The sequence below is a fragment of the Acetohalobium arabaticum DSM 5501 genome (genome assembly GCF_000144695.1).
GTDB lineage: Bacteria > Bacillota > Halanaerobiia > Halobacteroidales > Acetohalobiaceae > Acetohalobium > Acetohalobium arabaticum.
Genome location: NC_014378.1, coordinates 1,027,168 through 1,047,637 on the forward strand (window position 1 = coordinate 1,027,168; position 20,470 = coordinate 1,047,637).

Consider the following 20,470-nt stretch of genomic DNA (forward strand, 5'->3'; position numbering starts at 1 on the left):
AATCTGTTATTTACAGGAGGTTAGCGTTTTGTCCTTAAAAGAAGAAGCTTTAAAAGCACATAGTCAACATAAGGGAAAGATAAAAGTTGAGAGTAAGATTGAAGTTAAAGATAAAGATGACCTCAGTATTGCTTATACACCAGGAGTAGCTGAACCATGTAAAGAAATTGATCGGGATATTGATAAAGTTTATGAGTATACTGCCAAAGGCAATTTGGTAGCCATAGTTTCTGATGGAAGTGCCGTTTTAGGATTGGGCAATATCGGTCCAGAGGCTTCACTGCCGGTTATGGAAGGGAAAGCAGTACTCTTTAAAGAGTTTGCTGGTGTAGATGCTTTCCCTCTCTGCCTTGATACTCAGAATGTAGATGAAATTGTAGAGACAGTTAAGAGATTGGCCCCTACCTTTGGTGGAATTAATCTAGAGGATATTTCTTCGCCTCGCTGTATTGAGATTGAAACAAGATTAAAGGAGGAGCTTGATCTTCCTATTTTTCATGATGACCAGCATGGGACAGCAATTGTAGTTCTAGCTGGACTGATCAATGCTTTAAAGTATACAAAAAAAGAATTAGATCAGACAAAAGTAGTAGTCAATGGTGCTGGTTCAGCCGGAATTGCTATTGCCAAACTGTTATTGAGTGCTGGAGTTAAAGATGTAATTATGTGTGATATTTTCGGTATTCTTCATCCTGAAGAAGAACAGATGAATTCGATTCAAGCGGAAATGGCTGAGGTAACGAATAAAGAACAGCTAACTGGTGATCTAGCATCAGCCATGGAAGGTGCTGATGTTTTTATTGGTGTTTCAGCACCGGATATAGTATCACAGGAGATGGTAGCCAGTATGGCTGATGATGCTATTATCTTTGCCATGGCTAATCCGGTACCTGAAATTAGACCTGATGCTGCTAAAGAAGCTGGAGCAGTAGTAGTTGGGACGGGGCGGTCTGATTATGCCAATCAAATTAATAATGTCCTGGCTTTTCCAGGGATCTTTAGAGGAGCTTTAGATGTTAGAGCAACTGATATCAATAAAGAAATGAAAATAGCAGCTGCTTATGCAATAGCTAACTTAATTTCAGAAGATGAATTAGCAGCTGATTATATAATCCCTGATCCTTTTGATAAACGAGTTGTCTCTAAAGTTGCTGCAGCAGTATCTAAAGCTGCTATGGAGAGTGGAATAGCACAAGTTAAATGATTAATAAAAAATAAATTATAATCTTAAGTATTTAACCATCACTAGTCAATTAAGTGATGGTTTTTCATGTTTGCCCGGCATGATTACCTGCTTTATGTTGAAAGTCCAGCAACAATTTAAATTTAATCAATAAATAAAAGTTAATAGGAAGGAATTTGTTAATTAGCCAGGAATAATATTATTGAATAACTTATAGAAATTAGATCTAATAGAGGGTGGTATCAAGAAATATGCTAAGCATTGTTGGAGTATTAATTGCATTTGGATTAATTATCTGGTTGTTGGGTAAAGAGGTGAATTTAGGACATGCTATGTTTCTAGGTTCAATTGTAGTAGCGGTAACCTCACAATTGAGTATTCAAAAGACAGTAGAGGTCTTTATTAAAGGCATCAGCAGTGAATCTACTTTAGAATTAATCATTATTGTAGCTTTGATTGGAATTTTAGCCCAGTTAATGGAGAAGACTGAGTTGTTAACTGAGATGATAGAGGCATACTCATATATTTTTAATCAAAAGGTAATAGCTATGTTTATTCCTTCGATTATAGGTGCTTTACCGATTCCCGGCGGTGCCATTATGTCAGCGCCGTTAGTAAAATCAGTTGGGGATGATATGGGATTAAATGCTAGAAAAGAGATGGCTGTTAATTTCTTATATCGGCATATCTGGGGCTTTGTCTTTCCGATGATGCCTGGTTTAATTTTGGCAGCACAGTTAACTAGTATAAGCATGTATACTCTTATTAAACTCCAGTTTCCTATGGCTATAGTTATGGGAATTGCAGGCTATTATAGTCTATTTAAGGATAAAGAGTTTAATAAACAGGAAAAAGAATCCAAAAGCATAAGGAAGGTTTGTTCTCAGTTGTTGATTACAAGTTTACCGTTATTGATTACTCTTATAGTTCCGTTATTATTTAATGTATCTTTGATTATTGGGTTACTTATGGGGTTATTAGCTGTTATTATAATGAAGTATCAAAAATTCAGCTGGCCTCTATTATTAGAAAGTATTGATTATGAATTGACGATCTCTATTGTAGGTATTATGGTATTCAAAGAGTTTATTAATTCAGGTCCCGATTTAAAGTTATTGACAGATTTATTATTAAGTTTAGGCCTGCCGACTATGGTTTTAATAACTATCATTCCGGCTTTAGTTGGTTATATTACAGGAGCTATTATATCAGGTGTTGGTATTTCATTCCCTTTATTATTACCTGTTATTGATCAGGACCCTGTTTTGGTGATGATTATGTATAGTGCAGTCTTTTTTGGCTATTTTGTTTCACCGGTTCATTTCTGTTTAATATTGACTAATGAGTATTTTGGAACAAAAATAAAACAGGTTTATCGTGATTTATTCTGGCCGACAGTTACAGGATTGATGACTCTTTTCTTATTAGCTATAGTTTATTAAGAATTATGCATATTTTTGGTTAAATTGGATATAATATTTATGGAATTGAGTAATTTTATATATAATGCAGGAAAAATTAAATAAGTATGGAATTACATATAAGTGATCAAAATTGTTTCAATTAGAGAGGTGATGGTATGGAGCAATTTGTTTATGCGAATGAAGGTAAAGTATTGTTACGCGAGGCTGTCCAAGATGATATTCCAAAGATTGTTGAACTTTTTGATGAACTTCCCAAAAATGATTATTGGCAGACAGAGGAGTTGGCTCAAGGCCGTTATGATTTGATAGATACAACAGGTGGAATAATCTGCGTAGCAGTTTTAGGAGAAGAAATAATTGGCTACACAGAAGTTGTGTTACCTGATTCCAAGGATGATTTTGGTTTTGTAACTAAGCTGCAGATTGATGATGAATATAAACGTCGTAAATTTGGAACAGAGTTAGTCCGCTATGGAATGATTCTAACTAAGAAGAAAGGCTATGTTGGTTCTGTAGTCTGGCCTGATATCGATAAATCAAAAGGTTTATATAAAAAGATAGGCTTTAAAGAAATAACGGATAATCAGAAGGTGATTTTTGAAGTAAAAGAAGACTTGCCGTCAGTTGAAGGAGAATCAATCAAAGAGATTTCATCTTTAGATGAATTTAAAGAGTTAGAATTAGCGGTTGGAAGCCAATATAAAGTTGAATTTATCTGGCAGCGCGGTTTTGAGTTAGCTGAGGAAGGTTTACTAAATTACAATCAGCCATTAATTCAGAAGGTAAGTGTTGATGCAGGAGAAGGAGTCATCTTCTTTGATAATCGGCATTTATTTATTGCTGTTGCAGAAGAAGATAGAGATGATTTAGATTTAATTACAGATTTATTACAGTATGGTTCAAAGATTGCTCAACAAGAAGGAGCGGAAGAATTATTAACTTATATACATATTGATGATTGGGAAGAGATTAAATCAGACCTTGAAGATATTTGGGAGATTAAAAAAGATGAAACCCGATTAGAAATGAAAATGGAATTTGAAGACTAATTTAATTCCTCCTGGTGGATTCCAGGAGGATTAATTATTGTTGATCCATTTCTTCGATTATCTCTTGTTGAGGAGTAACATAGAGAGTCTGTTGATTTTCGTAATAGACCATGCCGGGTTTAGCTCCTTTGGGTTTGTTGACATGTTTAGCCAAAGCATAATCCACAGGAACATTGGAAGAATTCTTTCCTTTGCTATAGTAGGCTGCTAGATGGGCTGCCTCTTCAATAGTATTCTGGGGGACTTCATCCCGGGTATGGTTTTTAATGATTACATGGGATCCTGGTATATCCTTAGCATGGAGCCAGAGATCCTGGTCAGAGGATTCATACTTAACTAACTTATCATTCTGGTGGTTATTACGACCGACTCTAATATCGAAGCCATCGGAAGATTTGAATTTAAGCGGTTCTGATTTTTTACTTTTATTTTTGCGTGAATCTTTTTTGGATTTCTGTTTCTTGATATATCCTTCAGAGGTTAATTCTTCTTTCAGTTCCTGTAAATCTTCGATATTTTCTGCCTGTTCTACTAAAACCTCTACTTGTTTTAAATAGTTAACTTCATTCTTTGCTTTTCGTAATTCATTTTCCAGATAATCTACACTTTTCTTTGCTTTATCATATTTTTTGAAGTACTTTTGGGCATTTTCGGCTGGGGATAAATCTGCATCCAGCTGGATATTGACTGTTTCCTCTTCATCTGAATAATAATTTGTAGCTTCTAGTTTTGTCTGTCCTGGTTTTATCCGGTAGATATTGGCTTTAATTAACTCGCCTTTGATTCTATACTTTTCAGCATTTCTAGCTCCCTTTAACTGGCCTTTTACTCGGCGATATTTCTTCATTGCTTTTTCGATATTATCTGAGGTTACTCCTTTAAGGGAGTTTTTAAGATCGGTAATTTCTTTTAATCTGATTTTAGTAGTAAAGTAGTAATCCAGTAATTCATTGGCTGTAGCAAACTTTTTTTTCTGATACTCTGATAGGCTGGTTAATTCAGTTACTGAATAGGCCTTGAATTTATCATCTTCAATAATCAGATTAGGTTCGAAGTCTTCAGCCTTTATCTGTTCGATTAATTTTTTAAACTCTGGCCATAATTTCTCTAAGGAGATACTACTTATCTTTCTAATCTTATCATTTTTATTCAGTCCGGTTCGATAGGCTAATTCTTTGGCTATTAAGGGACTGATACCACGGATATTATCCATTATAGCACGATAGACTTTCTTTTCTATATCGGCCGATTTAATCCGCTTTATAAATTCATCCTTCTTAACAGTTAAGGGGTTGGTTTTACCCTGTTTAGGCGGTTTTTTGTATTCATGTCCGGGCAGGATTTCTCGATGCCGACTCATATCAGAAGTAACCCGTTTGATACTATCCAGGATCTGATTCTTATTATCAATAAGGATAATATTGCTATGGCGGCCCATAACTTCAATTAATAGAATTTTGGTTTCAATTTCGCCTTGATTATTTTTAGAATCTATATAAATCTTTAAAATGCGTTCAAAGTCCGGCTGTTCTATTTTGCGTAAACGGCCGTGTTCTAGGTGTTTACGGAGTAACATACAGAAGGTAGGAGGGCGAAGCGGGTTTTCATGGTCACTGTCAGTAATATGAATTCTGGGATTCTGTGGACTGGCTGACAAGAGTAGTTTTATATTTTCACCTGGCTGTCTGAATCTTAAAGTTAATAGATTTTCTTTTGGTTGATATATCTTGTCTAAACGGCCTCCAATTAATTCTTCTTCTAATTCAATTTTAATTGCTTGCAGAGTTAATCCATCTAATGCCATCTTTTTCACCTCACAGAATAATACTAACATTTATAAAAAATAATTGCAAATATTGAATTGTAATTTTTTAGTAATCAATTGAATAGTAATAAATATGAGTCAAAATAAGGCATAAGTTAAAGTAAGGAGGGAAGCTATGGAAGAAAGAGATGATTTTCAAGCGTATCAATTATCAATTTCTGATGTTACTACTGAACTAAAGACGGATTTAGAGACAGGACTGTTATCATCACAGATTCCAGCTAGACAGGAAAAGTATGGTCCTAATCGGCTGCCGGACCAGAGTAGTCCTTCAATATTGGGAATGATGTTAGAACAGTTTAATGATTTTATGGTCTGGGTATTGATTGGAGCAGTTGTTATTTCTGGGTTTTTAGGCCAGATGGATGATGCTATTGCTATTATAGCTATAGTTATTCTAAATGCAATTATGGGGTTTGTACAAGAATATCGAGCAGAAAGATCACTGCAGGCTTTAAAAGAGTTAGCAGCTCCAGAAGCAGCTGTTCTCCGCGATAATGAAAGGAAAGAAATTCCTACTGATGAACTGGTTCCGGGAGATATTCTCTATTTAAAGCCTGGGGATAAGATTCCGGCTGATGGAAGAATTATTGAAAGCAATAATTTAGAAACTAATGAGGCATCATTAACAGGGGAATCGATTACAGTTAAAAAGGATGCAAATAGAATTACAGCTGAGGATGTTGCTCTAGGGGATAGAACCAATATGGTTTATATGGGGACTACTGTTGTTAAGGGTCGGGCCAAAGTAGTAATTACTGATATAGGCCTTGAGACAGAAATGGGCCAGATAGCCAATATGCTGCAGAATACAGAAGAACGCGATACGCCTTTACAGAAAAGACTGGATACTTTAGGTAAGTGGTTAGTTTATATCTGTTTTCTGGCCTGTGCGGCAGTAGTTGGTCTGGGAGTAATCAAAGGTGAACCGATTTATAAAATGTTCCTTTCGGGGGTCAGTCTGGCAGTAGCAGCTATTCCGGAAGGTTTGCCCGCAATTGTAACACTTTCGTTGGCTATTGGTGTGCAGCGGATGATTAAACGTCAAGCGATAGTTAGAAAGTTACCTTCTGTAGAGACATTAGGCTGTACGACAGTAATCTGTTCCGATAAGACCGGAACTTTAACCAAGAATGAAATGACAATTAAAAAGATTTATACTGATGGTAAGACTTATGATCTGAATTCAGAAGCTTTATCTGCTGAGGGAGTTAGAAAGTCATTACAGATTGGAGCTATCTGTAATAACGCTTACTTGAAACAAAAATCAGATGGCATGTTAAATCAAAACAGTTGGGAAGTGATGGGGGATCCAACAGAAGGAGCCTTCTTACTGGCTGCTAGAAAAGCAGGAATGAATAAAGAGAGATTACAGCAGCAGTTTTCGCAATTAAAAGAGGTTCCTTTTAGTTCTAACCGCAAGCGGATGTCGATGATTGGTAAGCGAAATGGAGAGAATACATTATATCTAAAAGGGGCTCCTGATATAGTTTTAGATAGATGCAGCCATTATTGGGAAGATGGTGAAGTAAAGCAATTAACTTCAAATAAGTTAAATCATTTTAAACGCCAGAATGAAGAATTATCCAGTCAGGCATTGCGGGTACTGGCGGTGGCAGTAAGGAAATTGCCGAAAAATCTGGATCAAGATCGGCTGGAGAAGTATGAAACTGATTTGGTTTTGGTAGGTTTAGTAGGGATGATAGATCCTCCTCGTCCGGAAGTTAAACGAGCAATTGCAAGATGTAAACGGGCCGGAATTAAACCGGTGATGGTTACCGGAGATCATAAGAATACAGCCCAGGCAATTGCTGATGAACTGAATCTATTAAATAGGAATGACGAAGTTGTTACTGGCAGCGAACTTAAGCAGATGAGCGAAGAGGAATTCAGATCCAGAATAGATCGAATAAGAGTCTATGCTCGGGTAACTCCCGAAGATAAATTAAGGATTGTCAAGACGCTTAAGAATAGAGGAGAAGTAGTCACAATGACCGGTGATGGTGTTAATGATGCACCTGCAGTTAAAGAAGCAGATATAGGAATTGCAATGGGAGAGAAGGGGACTGATGTAACTCAAGAGGCTTCTTCATTGATCCTGGCTGATGATAACTTTCGGACGATAGTAGCAGCGGTAGAAGAAGGTAGAGCAATCTATGATAATATCCGTAAGTTTATTCGTTATCTTCTTTCCTGTAATATTGGTGAGATATTAACGATGTTTTTGGCATCGCTTTTTGGATTTGAGCTGCCATTAATACCGATTCAGATTCTCTGGGTTAATCTAGTGACCGATGGGCTGCCGGCTTTGGCTCTGGGAGTTGATCCAGCTGCCGAAGATATTATGGAGCGTTCGCCAAGACCTCCTGATGAAAGTATCTTTGCCCATGGTCTAAAAACTAGGATAATATCTAAGGGGATATTGATAGGCTTAAGTACCCTCTTTGCCTTCATTTTAGGATTAAAGATAAGCGGTGGAAGTTTAGCAGAGGCAAGAACTATGGCCTTTACTAATTTAGTAATGGCCCAGCTCTTTTTTGTCTTTAGCTGTAGGTCAGAAGAATACAGTATCTTTGAAATGAATCCCTTTTCCAATCTGCATCTGGTGGTTTCTGTAATAATTTCATTTATAATGCAGCTGGCTGTTTTATATCTTCCCGGTTTAAAAGGTGTATTTAAAACTACTGCTTTACACCAGGGGGAATGGCTTATTATCTTAGTTACTGCTGGTAGTGCTACTATTTTAGTAGAGTTCTTTGAAGGAATACTTCATAAAATCAGCAGTAAAATTCAATATATTAGAATTAAAAATGATAAAAATGAATCAATCAGTTAATTGGAGCTAACAAGCCAGGCGATCTAGGATTTAGATTGCCTGGTATTTTTTGTCCAGAATGCAGGAATTTATTGTGACTAACACGAAATGAGTAGAATAAAGGATAGGGACGTATTTTAAATAAAATATTCAGTATTGAGTTAAGAAGGAGGAAAAAGATAATGAGTGAGGAAACACAACAGTTAATAGTCTTTAATTTAAGCGGAGAAGAATTTGGAGTTAAGATTACTAAAGTTCAGGAGATCATTCGAATGAAAGAAATTACAGAGCTGCCTAATAGTTCTGAATTTATGGCCGGAATCATTAATCTCCGCGGAGATATCATATCAGTTATTGATTTACGGAATAAGTTTGGTGTTACTCAGGAAGAGACTAAAAAGACCCGGATAATTATTGTAGAGATGGATGACCAGGATGTTGGATTGATTGTTGACTCCGTTTCCGAGGTGTTAAGGATTAATTCTGAAAATATTGAAGATGCTCCGGATAGAATTGCTGGCATCAAGCAGGATTATTTAAAGGGAATTGGTAAGATAGATGAAAGAATTATTATTTTACTTGATTTAGATAAATTATTGACAGCTGAGGAAAAGATCGAATTAGAAAATATTGATGAAAATGTTGAGGCTTAATATAGTTTTAATGTATATTGTGTAAGGGAGGGATAGCGGTATGGATATGGAAGAACTTCAGGAACTGTATGTAACAGAAGCAGAAGAACATTTAGAAGTATTAAATCGTTCCTTATTGGACTTAGAGGATAATCCGCATAATTTGGATATTATTAAAGAATTATTTAGAGCAGCCCATACTCTTAAAGGAATGGCTGGAACAATGGGGTTTGAAGAAGTTAGTAATCTAACCCATGCTATGGAGAATATCCTGGATAAACTAAGAAATGAAGAGATGAAGGTTACTACTGAAATTATGAATCTATTATTTAAGTCAGTAGATACTTTAGAGATATTAGCCAATGAAGGAGAAGAAGCACTGGGTTATGATTTAGATGAAGTTATTTCTGAACTTAAGGCTTATGCTTCTGGAGAAATTGAAGCTAATGAATCGGCTTCACCAGAGGCAGATATCGGTACAGAAATAGGAGGAACATATAGCCTACAGTTAACTGATGAAGAGATTGAAGAGCTTAATGATAAGCTGACAGATGAATCAGCCATTTATATGTTGAATGTAATTTTGGAAGAAGACTGTGTCTTTGGATCTCTGCGAGCTAAGATGGTCGTTAATGAATTAGAAAGCTATGGTGAATTAATTAAGGGCCGACCAGAGCTGAAGAATATTGAAGAGAAGGAAGTTGAAGAAAAATTCCATATTATTTTCATCAGTGAGACTGATAAAGAGGGAATATTGAACTCTTTAAATCGGATTTCGGAAATAGAAAGCATAGAATTAGAAGAAGTTGAAGGAGTAGAGGAGTTAAAAGCAAGTGAAACTGAAGAAAAAGAGAAAAAGGATAAACAGGATTCTTCTCCTAGTAAATCATCATTATCCAGTAAGCTACGGTCTAGCAGTAAGATTAAAGTGGATGTAGATAGGCTGGATGATTTAATGAACTTAGTAGCTGAATTAGTGATCAAAAGAACTCAGGTTGAGTCTATTGGTCTTGATTATGAACTGGATGAATTAAATAAGAAGCTTAAATCATTAGGTAAGGTAACCAGTGAGCTACAGGATGAAGTTATGAATATGCGAATGGTACCGATTAATTTAGTCTTTAATCGATTTCCGCGCCTAGTACGGGACTTATCTCAGGAGTTAGGTAAAGAGATTAATTTAGAGATTGAAGGAGAAGATACAGAGTTAGACCGGACAATTATTGATGAAATCGGTGATCCTTTAGTACATATTCTGCGGAATGCTTCTGATCATGGAATCGAAAGTCCGGAGGAGAGAAAAGAAGCCGGTAAAGACCCTGAAGGTACTATCAAGTTATCTGCTTTTCATGAAGGTAATAATGTAGTGATTGAAATTAAGGACGACGGCGGCGGTATCAATCCCGAACATATTAAACAGAAGGCTGTAGATAATGGAGTAATCAGCAGAGAAGAGTCTCAGAAGATGAGTGATAAGGAGATTATTAATTTGATTTTTGCTTCTGGTTTTAGTACTGTAGAGGATGTTAGCGATGTTTCTGGCCGGGGAGTAGGTATGGATGTAGTTAAAAATAAGATTGAATCTTTGAGCGGTTCTGTTGATATTGCTTCAGAGGTTGGTAAGGGTACTACTTTTACTATCAAACTACCGTTGACTTTGGCTATTATTCAAGGATTTTTAATTAATATTGCCGACCAGAAGTATGTTTTACCGCTAGAGACGATTCAGGAGATTGTAAAAGTAAAACCGGATAATATAAAGACGGTCAATCAGCAGGAAGTAATTCAGCGTCGAGGAACAGTAATTCCTTTGATTTCTCTGCGAGAAGAACTGAATAAACCAGGTTATGAAGAAGACCCGGATCACATTTCGGTTGTAATTATCGAAATTGATCAAGAGTATTATGGATTTACTGTTGATTCGATTGTTGGACAGCAGGAAGTAGTTATCAAACGTATTAATGATTTGGCAGATGAAGTGAAAAAGATAGCAGGAGCAACTATCTTAGGAGACGGCAGCGTAGCCTTAATAATTGATGTGGAAGAAATAACCAACTATTAGTGAAATAATTAAGTAGGAGGGTTCGGGATGGCTAAAGAGATCTTAATTGTTGATGATGCACAATTTATGCGGACAATGCTGTCAAAATTAGTTGAAGAAGATGGTTATAAGGTAGTAGGAGAGGCAGTAGATGGGAAAGATGCAATAGAGAAGTATAAAGAATTGGAACCTGATTTAGTAACTATGGATATTACAATGCCGGAGATGGATGGTATTGAAGCAATGGAACATATAAAAGACTTTGATCCTGATGCAGATATTATTGTCTGTAGTGCTATGGGACAGAAACCGATGGTGGTAGATGCTCTAGAAGCAGGAGCAAAGGATTTCATTGTTAAGCCGATAAAGCCAGAAAAAGTAAAAGAGGCTTTAGCTAATATATTAGGTTAATTTTGGTTAGAGGAGGGATAAATTGTCATCCCTAATAAGAGTATTAGTTGTTGATGATTCAGCTTTTATGCGTAAAGTGATTTCAGAGATGCTGGATACGGATAGTATTGAAGTTATTGCTACTGCAAGGAATGGAGAGGATGCTTTAAAGAAGCTTGAAGAATATGAACCTGATTTAATTACTCTGGATGTTGAAATGCCTAAAATGGATGGGTTAGAATTTCTGCGTAAAATAATGCCTGAAAGATCACTGCCTGTTATTATGTTAAGTACTTTAACCAATGAGAATGATACAACTACTATTGAGGCTTTAGAATTAGGAGCAGTAGACTTTATTCCTAAGCCTTCTGGTTCTATCTCGCTGGATATTGATAAAGTAGAAGAAAAACTGATAGAGAAAGTAAAAGTAGCTGCGGAATGTAATATAGAAAATTGTAATACTAAAAAAACTAATTTAACCGATACCAATCAATCGACCACTTTTAGCCGGGAGGATAGAAGGTTAAATCGAGAAAGCAAGAATGATGATGAAGTAGTAATCATAGGTGCTTCGACAGGTGGGCCGAAAGCTCTAAAAGAAGTGATGACTAAAATAAGTAGTGATTTCAGCATCGGTATTTTAGTTGTCCAGCATATGCCGCCTAACTTCACTGCTTCTTTAGCTCAGAGACTGGACAGGCTATCCCAGATTAAGGTCAAAGAAGCAGAAGAAGGAGATATGATTAAGCCTGGTCAAGCCTTATTAGCACCTGGTGATTATAATATGTTAGTAACAAAGGGCGGTAAGATTACTTTAAGCCAGAATAAAAAGCTGCATAATGTACGTCCAGCTATAGATTTAACGATGGAATCTGCTGTTAAATATTACGGCAGTCAGACTTTGGGAGTAGTCTTAACCGGAATGGGTAAAGACGGCACCCGGGGGTTAAAGGCTATCAAATCTGCTGGCGGCTATACTATTGCTCAAGATGAAAAGACTTCCGTAGTCTACGGCATGCCGCGCTCAGCTTATGAGGCCGGAGTAGTTAATAGTGTTAAACCACTACCACAGATTAGTGATGAAATTGTAAGATTATCTAAAAAGTTAAAATAGATTATTAAAAAGCCTTTAATCAGAATTCTAATTAAAGGCTTTTTATAATTGTTGCAGTTTAGAGTTGATATCTTGCAAACGCTCCGAAAATCAGTCCTAGTTACTCAGCAGTAAATCAATCTTAGTGTTATAATTTAAAGATTTCGTTTTATATGTTAACCATTCTCTCTTTTGGGACTGCTTTAAAGTCGCTTGTTGCAAGATATCAACTAATTGTACAAAATTATATGAGGAAGCGTTTAAAACCAGATCAATGAAATTCTGTGTTGTAACTATAGCTTGGGAAGTTTCTCCGTTCCAGATCTTTTTTTCGAAACAACTCAGACTGTGATTGCAGTATCATGTCATAACAATATCATACTGCAAATCGTCAATATATGCCTAAAGCAACTCTAATTAGTGATAAACATAGCAATATATTTTATTATCAATAGTCAATATGTGTCCAGAGCGATTCTTAAAACAGCCCGAAGCCACGACGGCGAGAGGGCTGTTTTTGAGAGCGAATGAGGCAGGAGGCCGAATGAGCGGCAAGCGGCGGATACATATTGACTATTCCTGCAATATCATGATGGCTACTAGACCATTCATTCTGTTTTATTTAACTGCGGCAGCCTGATAACTTCTTTAATCTTATCATCATCTAACTTGAACTGCGTATACATTCTACCGACACGTTCTGTTTCAGTAATTTCACTTACTGGAGCTTCTTCTAATTGGCCTTCTTCAGTAACAAATAATAATTTATCTTCTTTGCTAGCGGTTATAATATCTATAACTTCATAGCTATCATTGGTTAAAGTCTTTAATCCTTTACCGTTGCGGTTTTGGATCTGATAGGCATTTATATCAGTACGTGTTGCCCTACCATCAGCAGTAGCTGTTATTACATAGTTACTGTTAGCAGTTAAATTAAAGCTGATTACTTTATCATTTTCTGCTAAATCTATTCCTTTGCTGCCTTTAGTATTTCGACCGGTATCGGAGATGCTGTCTTCACTAAAGTGGATAGTCTGTCCACCCTTAGTTCCTAATAATAAGTTTTGTTGGCCGTCAGTTACTTTAGCTCCGATTACTTCATCTTCTTCATTTAAATTAATAGCTTTAATAGAAGAAACAGTAGTTTCATATTCTTTACCAACTGTCTTCTTTATCAATCCTTCTTCAGTAGCAATAGTAATATATTTTTCTTTAGTTTCATCGGTCAATATAAGAATATCAACTATCTCTTCGTCTAACGGTAGTTTTAGATAATCACTTAGTGGGTCACCAGTAGATAAGCCGTGGTGTTCTGGAATTTTATGAGTCTTAAGGATATGGACTTGTCCGGTATTGGTAAAGAATAGTAAATCATCTCTAGTTGTTCCTGTCATAATATCAGTAATGTAGTCTCCTTTACCGGCTCTAATATTTTCTATGTCAGTAGTGCGTTTGAGATACTTGTTGTAGGAGAAAGAAAGAACAATATCTTCATTTTTAATTAAGTCACTCTCATCTAACTCTGCTTTGGATTCATCAGTAATAATTTCTGTCTTTCTTTCATCGCCATATTCCTCTTTGATTTCGATTAATTCTTTTTTAATTAAGTCATCCATTACTTCTTTTTCATTCAGAATTGAGTTTAAAGCTTCGATTTTTTCTTTCAGTTCAGTTAATTCTTCAGTGATTTTCTTTCTTTCCAGACTGACTAAACGCTGTAATTTCATATCTAAAATAGCTGCAGCCTGTTTTTTTGATACATTTAATTTATCCTGTAGGTTCTTTTTAGCTGTGCTGGGTTTTTGGGAGTTGCGAATAATACTAATTACTTTATCTAAATTATCGATAGCTTCTTTTAAGCCAAGCAAGATATGTTGTCGGTCTTTAGATTTTTGTAGTTCAAATTCTGTTCTGCGGGTGACGACTTCCCGTCTAAAGTCTAAGAAGTGCTGTAGAATGGTCTTTAAGTCCATTACTTCTGGTTGCTGGTCTACTAAGGCTAACATATTGATTCTTTGAGTAGTCTGTAGGGATGTGTATTTATACAGCCGGTTGAGAATAATTTCAGTATTTGCTTTACTTTTAAGTTCGATAACGATTCTTAAACCATCTTGATCACTTTCGTCACGTACATTTGTAACATTATCCACTTTACCTTTCTTAATTGTATTGGCAATTTCTTCGATCAACTTTGCTTTATTTAATTGATAAGGAATTTCAGTAATTACAATCCTTTCACAATTACGGCTCCGTTTTTCAATTTTAGTCTTGCCCCGTAAAGTGATGCGGCCTTTGCCAGTGCGGTAAGCCTTTTTGATTTCATCATTACCGATAATCTTACCGCCGGTAGGAAAATCAGGTCCGGGGATATATTCCATTAAGTCTTCTATAGTTAAGTCTTGATCTTCTAACAGCTGAATTAAAGCTGAAATTACTTCCTTGAGATTATGAGGCGGAATATCAGTGCTCATTCCCACAGCAATTCCGCTGGAGCCATTAACTAATAAATTAGGTACACGCGAAGGTAAGACAGTAGGTTCCTGTAGGCTGCCATCGAAGTTATCTACAAAATTAATAGTTTCTTTTTCGATATCGGCCAGCAGTTCCTCAGATAAAGGAGCCAATCGTGCTTCTGTATACCGCATAGCAGCAGCACTATCACCATCGATTGAGCCGAAGTTTCCGTGGCCGTCGATTAATTTATAGCGCTGACTGAAGTATTGGGCCATCCGCACCATAGCATCATAGACAGCAGCATCACCGTGTGGATGGTACTTACCTAATACCTCACCAACAATACGTGCTGATTTTTTATGAGGTTTATTAGGTATTAAACCTAATTTTTTAGTTGCATAAAGAATCCTTCTATGTACTGGTTTTAAGCCGTCCCGGACATCCGGAAGAGCCCGGCTGATAATAACACTTAAAGAATAATTTAGATAAGATTCCTTCATTTTTTCTTCAATTGGAACAGAGGTTATTTCTTGTTCAATCATATTTATCTCCTTTCTAGGACAATTTTTTTCAGTTTCATAACAATACTTATTATATCATTAAAAATCTTTCTTGCAAAAGTAGATTGAGTTTACATAGAAAGCATATATGAAATCTTTACATTCTGCAAGTAGTTTCTGTAATCCTCAGTTTAAAAATACATAATAATTTTTTTGATGGATATAATATTCTTTAAAGGTAATTATATTATATGATAGAGGTGAGATATTATTTTAAAGGATTCGGCAGTTACCGGTGCAATAGCAGGACTTATAGGTAATATTCCCAAAACAGTTATTACAAATCTATTTCAAAGCTTAGGTTGGACAAGATATAATTTTGGTCAGATATCTGCTGGTTATTTTGTTAAAGAAGAGGTAGTTTCAAATTCTATTGCGGTAGTTACTGGTTATATTGCGGATTATATTTTGGCTATGCTGTTAGGAGTGGTTATTGTATACCTGTTTCGAATAATGGGGAATGATTATCCAGTCTTTAAAGGTTTACTGTTTGGGGGGGTTAGCTATATATTTCTGTATGGTGTTGCTATGGCTCTTAATTTTACTCGGGTTAGTTTATTAACTCCACTGCCTAACTTAGTACTTTTAGTGCCTCATGTTGTATTTGGTGCTACTACTGCCTGGGTTGTCAACTATTTGATGGCTAAAAATACTTTAGAGGAGGGTTAATATTTTACAGGATAGACTTAAAGATTCAGTTCAGTTAGGAATAATTGCTGGAGCATTATGTAATCTTCCTAAGGTAGTAATGATGAGCATTTTTAAGTATCTAGGTTTAGTAAAATATAATTTTACTCAGATGACTGCTGGGATTTTTGTTAGAGAAAGTGCTTTATCAAGTCCTTTTGCATTAGCTGTAGGACTGGTATCTGATTTTGCTGTTGCTTCTCTGTTAGGGATAATACTTGTATATATCATGAGAATGACCGGTAAAGATTATCCAATTTCAAAAGGCTTTCTTTATGGAGTTATGATCCATATTGTAGTCTATGGATTGGCTAAAACATTAAATATTACTTCCGTTGAATTATTGAATCCGGTATCTAACTTTATAGTCTTATTCCCAAATATTACATTTGGCATCTTCAGTGCATTGTTTATTGAGCGGTATGGTATTTTAGAGGTAGGTACTACTTAATGAATACAAGGTTACTGTTTTATAAATTCTTTAAAAAGAAAGGAGAACAGAAGAATGCCGTTTTGGGAATCACAGCAGGTATTGACTGCTTACCAATGGATATTTCGAGCAGTTGTTGTCTTTACATGGTTATTTGTGATGACTAAATTAATGGGGCAGAGGGAAATTGGAAGGCTGACTCTCTTTGATTTTGTAATTGCTATTACAATTGGTAGTGTTTCTGCAGGTTCACTCGGTAATTCTCAAACAGATTTGAATGGGGTATTATTAACAACAGGAACATTAGCGTTACTTAATATTATCATTGCAGTTTTAGCTTTAAAAAGTTTAACCTTTCGAAGAATTGTACAGGGAGAACCGCTTGTGTTAATCCAGAATGGGAAACTTCTTGAAGATACGATGCGGAAAGCCAGAATAAATGTTGATGATCTGTTAATGGGGCTTCGCAGAAATAAAGTACCTAATTTATCGGATGTAGAATTTGCTGTTCTTGAACCTAATGGAAAAATAAGTGTTATTCCAAAGTCCCAATCGCGTAATGTAAAGCCAAAGGATCTAAATATTGACACTAATTATGAAGGGTTTCCTACAGTAGTTATTGAAGACGGCAATATTCTTAAAGATAATCTTCAGGAAAACAATTTGGATGTAGACTGGTTAAAGGGAGAATTAGAAAACCAGGGAGTTGAAGATAAGGATAAGGTTTTGGCAGCAATGTTAGATACTCAGGGTAGATTGTATATTAGTAAAAAGAATCAGAAGAATGAAGAGTTAATTCATTAAAATCAGTTGCTGTTCTGTTTTAAGAATCCAGGCATTTCTTCACCATAAGTCTGTTTAGCATTTTCAAGGCCTTCACCTGTATATTTAACCCATCTTTTTTGTCTATTAATATCTTCAAAAGTTATTACAGCATTTATATCGTTAGGTAAATCTATTACCTGGTCTGATTCAAAGACTAAAGCAGGTATAACTTCTTCGCTTTCATTAAATTTCTTATTAAAAGAAACCTTATCAGAGATAGAACTATTTTTTTCGGCTTCTTCAGTTTTAACCCCTATTATTTGTACCTCATACATTATATTTGGGGCTAGAGGTCTGGATAATTTCAATTCTGGACTTTTTTCTACTTTAAACTCAAATTCATTAGGTGCTAAATATAGACTAACATTTAACGCTGGACCTCCACCAAGATTTTTTAGTAATAGATGCTTTTCTCTTAAGTTGGTCGATTCTTCATTTGTTGTATTCAAAGGCGGTCTTATGATTACAGGGACTGCACGCCATTCCTGCTTCAATTGTTCCCGAAATATATGGACCATAAAGAGTGTGGCTAGTGCTGACAGGAGTGTTGCTATAGCTGATAGGCTTTCAAAATTCATATTCCTCACCTCTAGTAAATGATTAAATATTAAAACTATTATTTTCTTTTTAGACCGCTTTTATAAGTAACTTTTTTATTAGATTGGTATTTTAGATTAATCTTTGGTATAATAATAAGCGGTAAATTTTACTTTTAAGTGAAGTAGGGAAGGTGGTTAAAGTGACTTTGCAGAAAGAATTGGATTATAATGCAGAACAGATTCAAGTGTTGGAAGGATTAGAAGCAGTACGCAAACGACCGGGAATGTATATTGGTAGTACTGGTACTAAAGGACTGCATCACTTAGTCTGGGAAGCAGTCGATAATAGTATAGATGAATTTTTAGCCGGACATGGAGAAGAGATTAAGGTTAAAATTAAAGAAGGGAGTATAATTTCAGTTGAGGATCAAGGTCGTGGAATTCCAGTAGAGGTTCATCCTGACAAAAAGCTACCAGCAGCACAGCTGGTATTGACTACTCTCCATGCTGGAGGCAAGTTTGATAGCAGTGGCTATAAAGTTTCCGGAGGATTACATGGTGTAGGTATTTCGGTAGTTAATGCATTATCGGAATGGCTAGAATTAACAATCTGGCGTAATGGCTATACCTATACTCAGCAGTATGAAAAAGGGGTACCGGTAACAGAATTTGAAAAGAGTAATTCTACAACTAAGACCGGAACTAAGATTGAATTTAAGCCTGATGAGGATATTTTTGATAATGTTAAGTATAAATTTGATGTTTTAGCCAATAGATTACAGGAGTCTGCTTTCTTAAATAAAGGATTAAAGATTAGCTTAGTTGACACTCGGCCTGGCTTAGAGAAGGAAGTTACCTATCAGTATGACGGAGGTTTAGAAGCCTTTATTGATTATTTAAATCAAGATAGAGATCTGCTTCATGATGATATTGTTTATCTGGAAGAAGAAGTGGATGATACCTATGTCGAGGTAGCATTTCAATATAATAAGAGTTTCAATGAGCGAATCTATAGTTTTGCTAATAATATCAATACTCATGATGGTGGCTATCATTTAACAGGTTTTAAGACTGCCTTGACTAGAGCCTTTAATAATTACGCTAAAGATAATAATTTACTTAAAAAGAGTGATCCTAAATTAACTGGCCGTGATCTTCGAGAAGGTTTGACGGCAGTGGTTAATGTAAAATTAACAGAGCCCCAGTTTGAAGGACAGACTAAGGCTAAATTAGGTAATAGTGAAATTAGAAGTGTAGTAGAAGGGGCTGTTTATAATTATTTAAATCAGTATTTGCCAAGACATCATGATATGGCTAAAGAAGTAATTAACAAAGCATTAGAAGCAGTTAAGGCTCGAAAAGCAGCTAAAAAAGCTAAAGAACTGACGAAGCGTAAAGGAGTATTGAATAATAACTCTTTACCTGGTAAATTGTCAGACTGCAGTAGCCGCAAATCCGAAGAGTCAGAGCTTTATTTAGTAGAGGGAGATTCTGCTGGCGGTTCGGCTAAACAAGGTAGAAATCGGGATTTTCAGGCTATACTACCGCTTAAGGGAAAGATTTTAAATGTAGAGCGGGCCCGGTTAAATAAAATTATCAATAATAATGAGATTGCTGCTATTATTACTGCGTTAGGAACTGGAATTGGTGAAGAGTTTAATATAGACAAGCTTCGCTATCATAAGATTATTATTATGACTGATGCGGATGTGGATGGTGCTCATATCTGTACTCTGATTCTGACTCTCTTCTACCGTTATATGCCGGAATTGATTAGAGAAGGACATGTTTATGTAGCCCAACCACCGCTGTATAAAGTGACTTATCGGGGTGATGAAGAATATATATATACAGATAAACAGCTGCAGAAGTATTTAGCAGATTTAGACCGGAGTAAAGTTAGCATTCAACGCTATAAGGGACTTGGTGAGATGAATCCATCTCAATTGTGGGAAACAACTATGAATCCGGAGAATCGAAAGCTACAGGAGATTATGGTTGATGAGGAACGAGAAGCAGATAGTATCTTTACTCGTTTGATGGGATCTAAAGCAAAATTGAGGCGAGAATTTATTATGGCTAATGCTGACCTGGCAAGTAATCTGGATGTTTAATGTTGTTGTAGGTTTTCAGATAGTTTTGTACTGCAATCATAAATTATATAAGTAATGAAGCCTGTATCTTTTGTTAAAAGGGTACAGGTTTTTTGTTTTTATTGAGTATTAGATTTTATTTCTATAATTTTAAGATATAAGAGATTATCAGAAAAAAGAAATTTTTAAATTAATCTACATTTTTTGGAAAATTAATTTTATTTATAAAGGAAAATGACTTTTTATGTTGTAATTGATATAATAAAAGAAGCTAAATATTTTAATTTATGTAGTTAAAGTTTTTAATAAATTAAGTTCTAAATTAAGAGTAAGTAGGAAAAAATAATATAAATTGTTGAGTTTAAGATTTAAGAACGCATAATTAAAAGTATTATCTAATAAATTAATTAAAGATTATGGTATAAATAAT

At 35.5% G+C, this 20,470-nt stretch carries 16 protein-coding genes; 13 read left to right on the plus strand and 3 right to left on the minus strand.

What is annotated here, in order from left to right:
• The first annotated feature begins 28 nt into the window (after positions 1–28).
• The 3 genes from acear_RS05040 to acear_RS05050 all read left to right on the plus strand — a co-directional run bounded on the left by acear_RS05040 (position 29) and on the right by acear_RS05050 (position 3,656).
• Positions 29–1,204 carry an NAD(P)-dependent malic enzyme gene (locus acear_RS05040; protein WP_013277931.1) on the plus strand — a complete coding sequence of 392 codons (1,176 nt, stop codon included), beginning with the start codon at positions 29–31 and terminating at the stop codon, positions 1,202–1,204.
• Between the two features lie 230 nt (positions 1,205–1,434).
• Entirely contained in the window at positions 1,435–2,625 is a 1,191-nt protein-coding gene (locus acear_RS05045) for a DUF401 family protein (RefSeq protein ID WP_013277932.1), read from the plus strand.
• Positions 2,626–2,762: 137 nt separating this feature from the next.
• Entirely contained in the window at positions 2,763–3,656 is an 894-nt protein-coding gene (locus acear_RS05050; RefSeq protein ID WP_013277933.1) for a GNAT family N-acetyltransferase, read from the plus strand.
• A 34-nt stretch (positions 3,657–3,690) separates the two neighbouring features.
• Here the strand turns inward: acear_RS05050 and acear_RS05055 are convergent, their stop codons facing one another.
• Positions 3,691–5,460, minus strand: coding sequence for an Rqc2 family fibronectin-binding protein (locus tag acear_RS05055; protein ID WP_013277934.1), 1,770 nt, complete (start codon positions 5,458–5,460; stop codon positions 3,691–3,693).
• 136 nt (positions 5,461–5,596) lie between these two features.
• On the opposite strand from acear_RS05055, the gene acear_RS05060 reads away from it, so the two are divergent.
• From acear_RS05060 to acear_RS12920, 6 genes are all read left to right on the plus strand, one after another.
• Positions 5,597–8,317: a calcium-transporting P-type ATPase, PMR1-type gene (locus acear_RS05060; protein ID WP_013277935.1), complete on the plus strand. Its 2,721-nt coding sequence runs from the start codon at positions 5,597–5,599 to the stop codon at positions 8,315–8,317.
• 161 nt (positions 8,318–8,478) lie between these two features.
• On the plus strand, positions 8,479–8,949 hold the full coding sequence (locus acear_RS05065) for a chemotaxis protein CheW (protein WP_013277936.1): 471 nt from the start codon (positions 8,479–8,481) through the stop codon (positions 8,947–8,949).
• A gap of 40 nt (positions 8,950–8,989) precedes the next feature.
• Entirely contained in the window at positions 8,990–10,990 is a 2,001-nt protein-coding gene (locus acear_RS05070) for a chemotaxis protein CheA (RefSeq protein WP_013277937.1), read from the plus strand.
• Between the two features lie 27 nt (positions 10,991–11,017).
• Positions 11,018–11,380, plus strand: a complete 363-nt coding sequence (locus acear_RS05075; RefSeq protein WP_013277938.1) for a response regulator — start codon at positions 11,018–11,020, stop codon at positions 11,378–11,380.
• A gap of 22 nt (positions 11,381–11,402) precedes the next feature.
• Positions 11,403–12,473, plus strand: a complete 1,071-nt coding sequence (locus tag acear_RS05080; RefSeq protein ID WP_013277939.1) for a protein-glutamate methylesterase/protein-glutamine glutaminase — start codon at positions 11,403–11,405, stop codon at positions 12,471–12,473.
• Positions 12,474–12,969: 496 nt separating this feature from the next.
• Positions 12,970–13,092 carry a hypothetical protein gene (locus tag acear_RS12920; RefSeq protein WP_280956772.1) on the plus strand — a complete coding sequence of 41 codons (123 nt, stop codon included), beginning with the start codon at positions 12,970–12,972 and terminating at the stop codon, positions 13,090–13,092.
• On the opposite strand, the gene gyrA is transcribed toward acear_RS12920, so the two are convergent.
• Positions 13,061–15,448, minus strand: coding sequence for a DNA gyrase subunit A (gene gyrA, locus acear_RS05085; RefSeq protein WP_013277940.1), 2,388 nt, complete (start codon positions 15,446–15,448; stop codon positions 13,061–13,063). The two genes, acear_RS12920 and gyrA, sit on opposite strands and share 32 nt — an antisense overlap.
• A 426-nt stretch (positions 15,449–15,874) precedes the next feature.
• Here gyrA and acear_RS05090 point away from each other — a divergent pair, with 426 nt between their 5' ends.
• The 3 genes from acear_RS05090 (at position 15,875) to acear_RS05100 (ending at position 17,387) form a co-directional block, all read left to right on the plus strand.
• Positions 15,875–16,135, plus strand: a complete 261-nt coding sequence (locus acear_RS05090) for a hypothetical protein (protein WP_148217676.1) — start codon at positions 15,875–15,877, stop codon at positions 16,133–16,135.
• Between the two features lie 82 nt (positions 16,136–16,217).
• Positions 16,218–16,604 carry a hypothetical protein gene (locus acear_RS05095; protein ID WP_041667272.1) on the plus strand — a complete coding sequence of 129 codons (387 nt, stop codon included), beginning with the start codon at positions 16,218–16,220 and terminating at the stop codon, positions 16,602–16,604.
• 54 nt (positions 16,605–16,658) lie between these two features.
• Entirely contained in the window at positions 16,659–17,387 is a 729-nt protein-coding gene (locus tag acear_RS05100) for a YetF domain-containing protein (protein WP_013277943.1), read from the plus strand.
• A gap of 2 nt (positions 17,388–17,389) precedes the next feature.
• Here acear_RS05100 and acear_RS05105 read toward each other — a convergent pair whose 3' ends face one another.
• Complete coding sequence (locus acear_RS05105) at positions 17,390–17,986, minus strand: hypothetical protein (protein WP_013277944.1); 597 nt, start codon at positions 17,984–17,986, stop codon at positions 17,390–17,392.
• A 161-nt stretch (positions 17,987–18,147) separates the two neighbouring features.
• On the opposite strand from acear_RS05105, the gene gyrB reads away from it, so the two are divergent.
• Complete coding sequence (gene gyrB, locus acear_RS05110) at positions 18,148–20,061, plus strand: DNA topoisomerase (ATP-hydrolyzing) subunit B (protein ID WP_013277945.1); 1,914 nt, start codon at positions 18,148–18,150, stop codon at positions 20,059–20,061.
• The last annotated feature ends 409 nt before the right edge of the window (positions 20,062–20,470 follow it).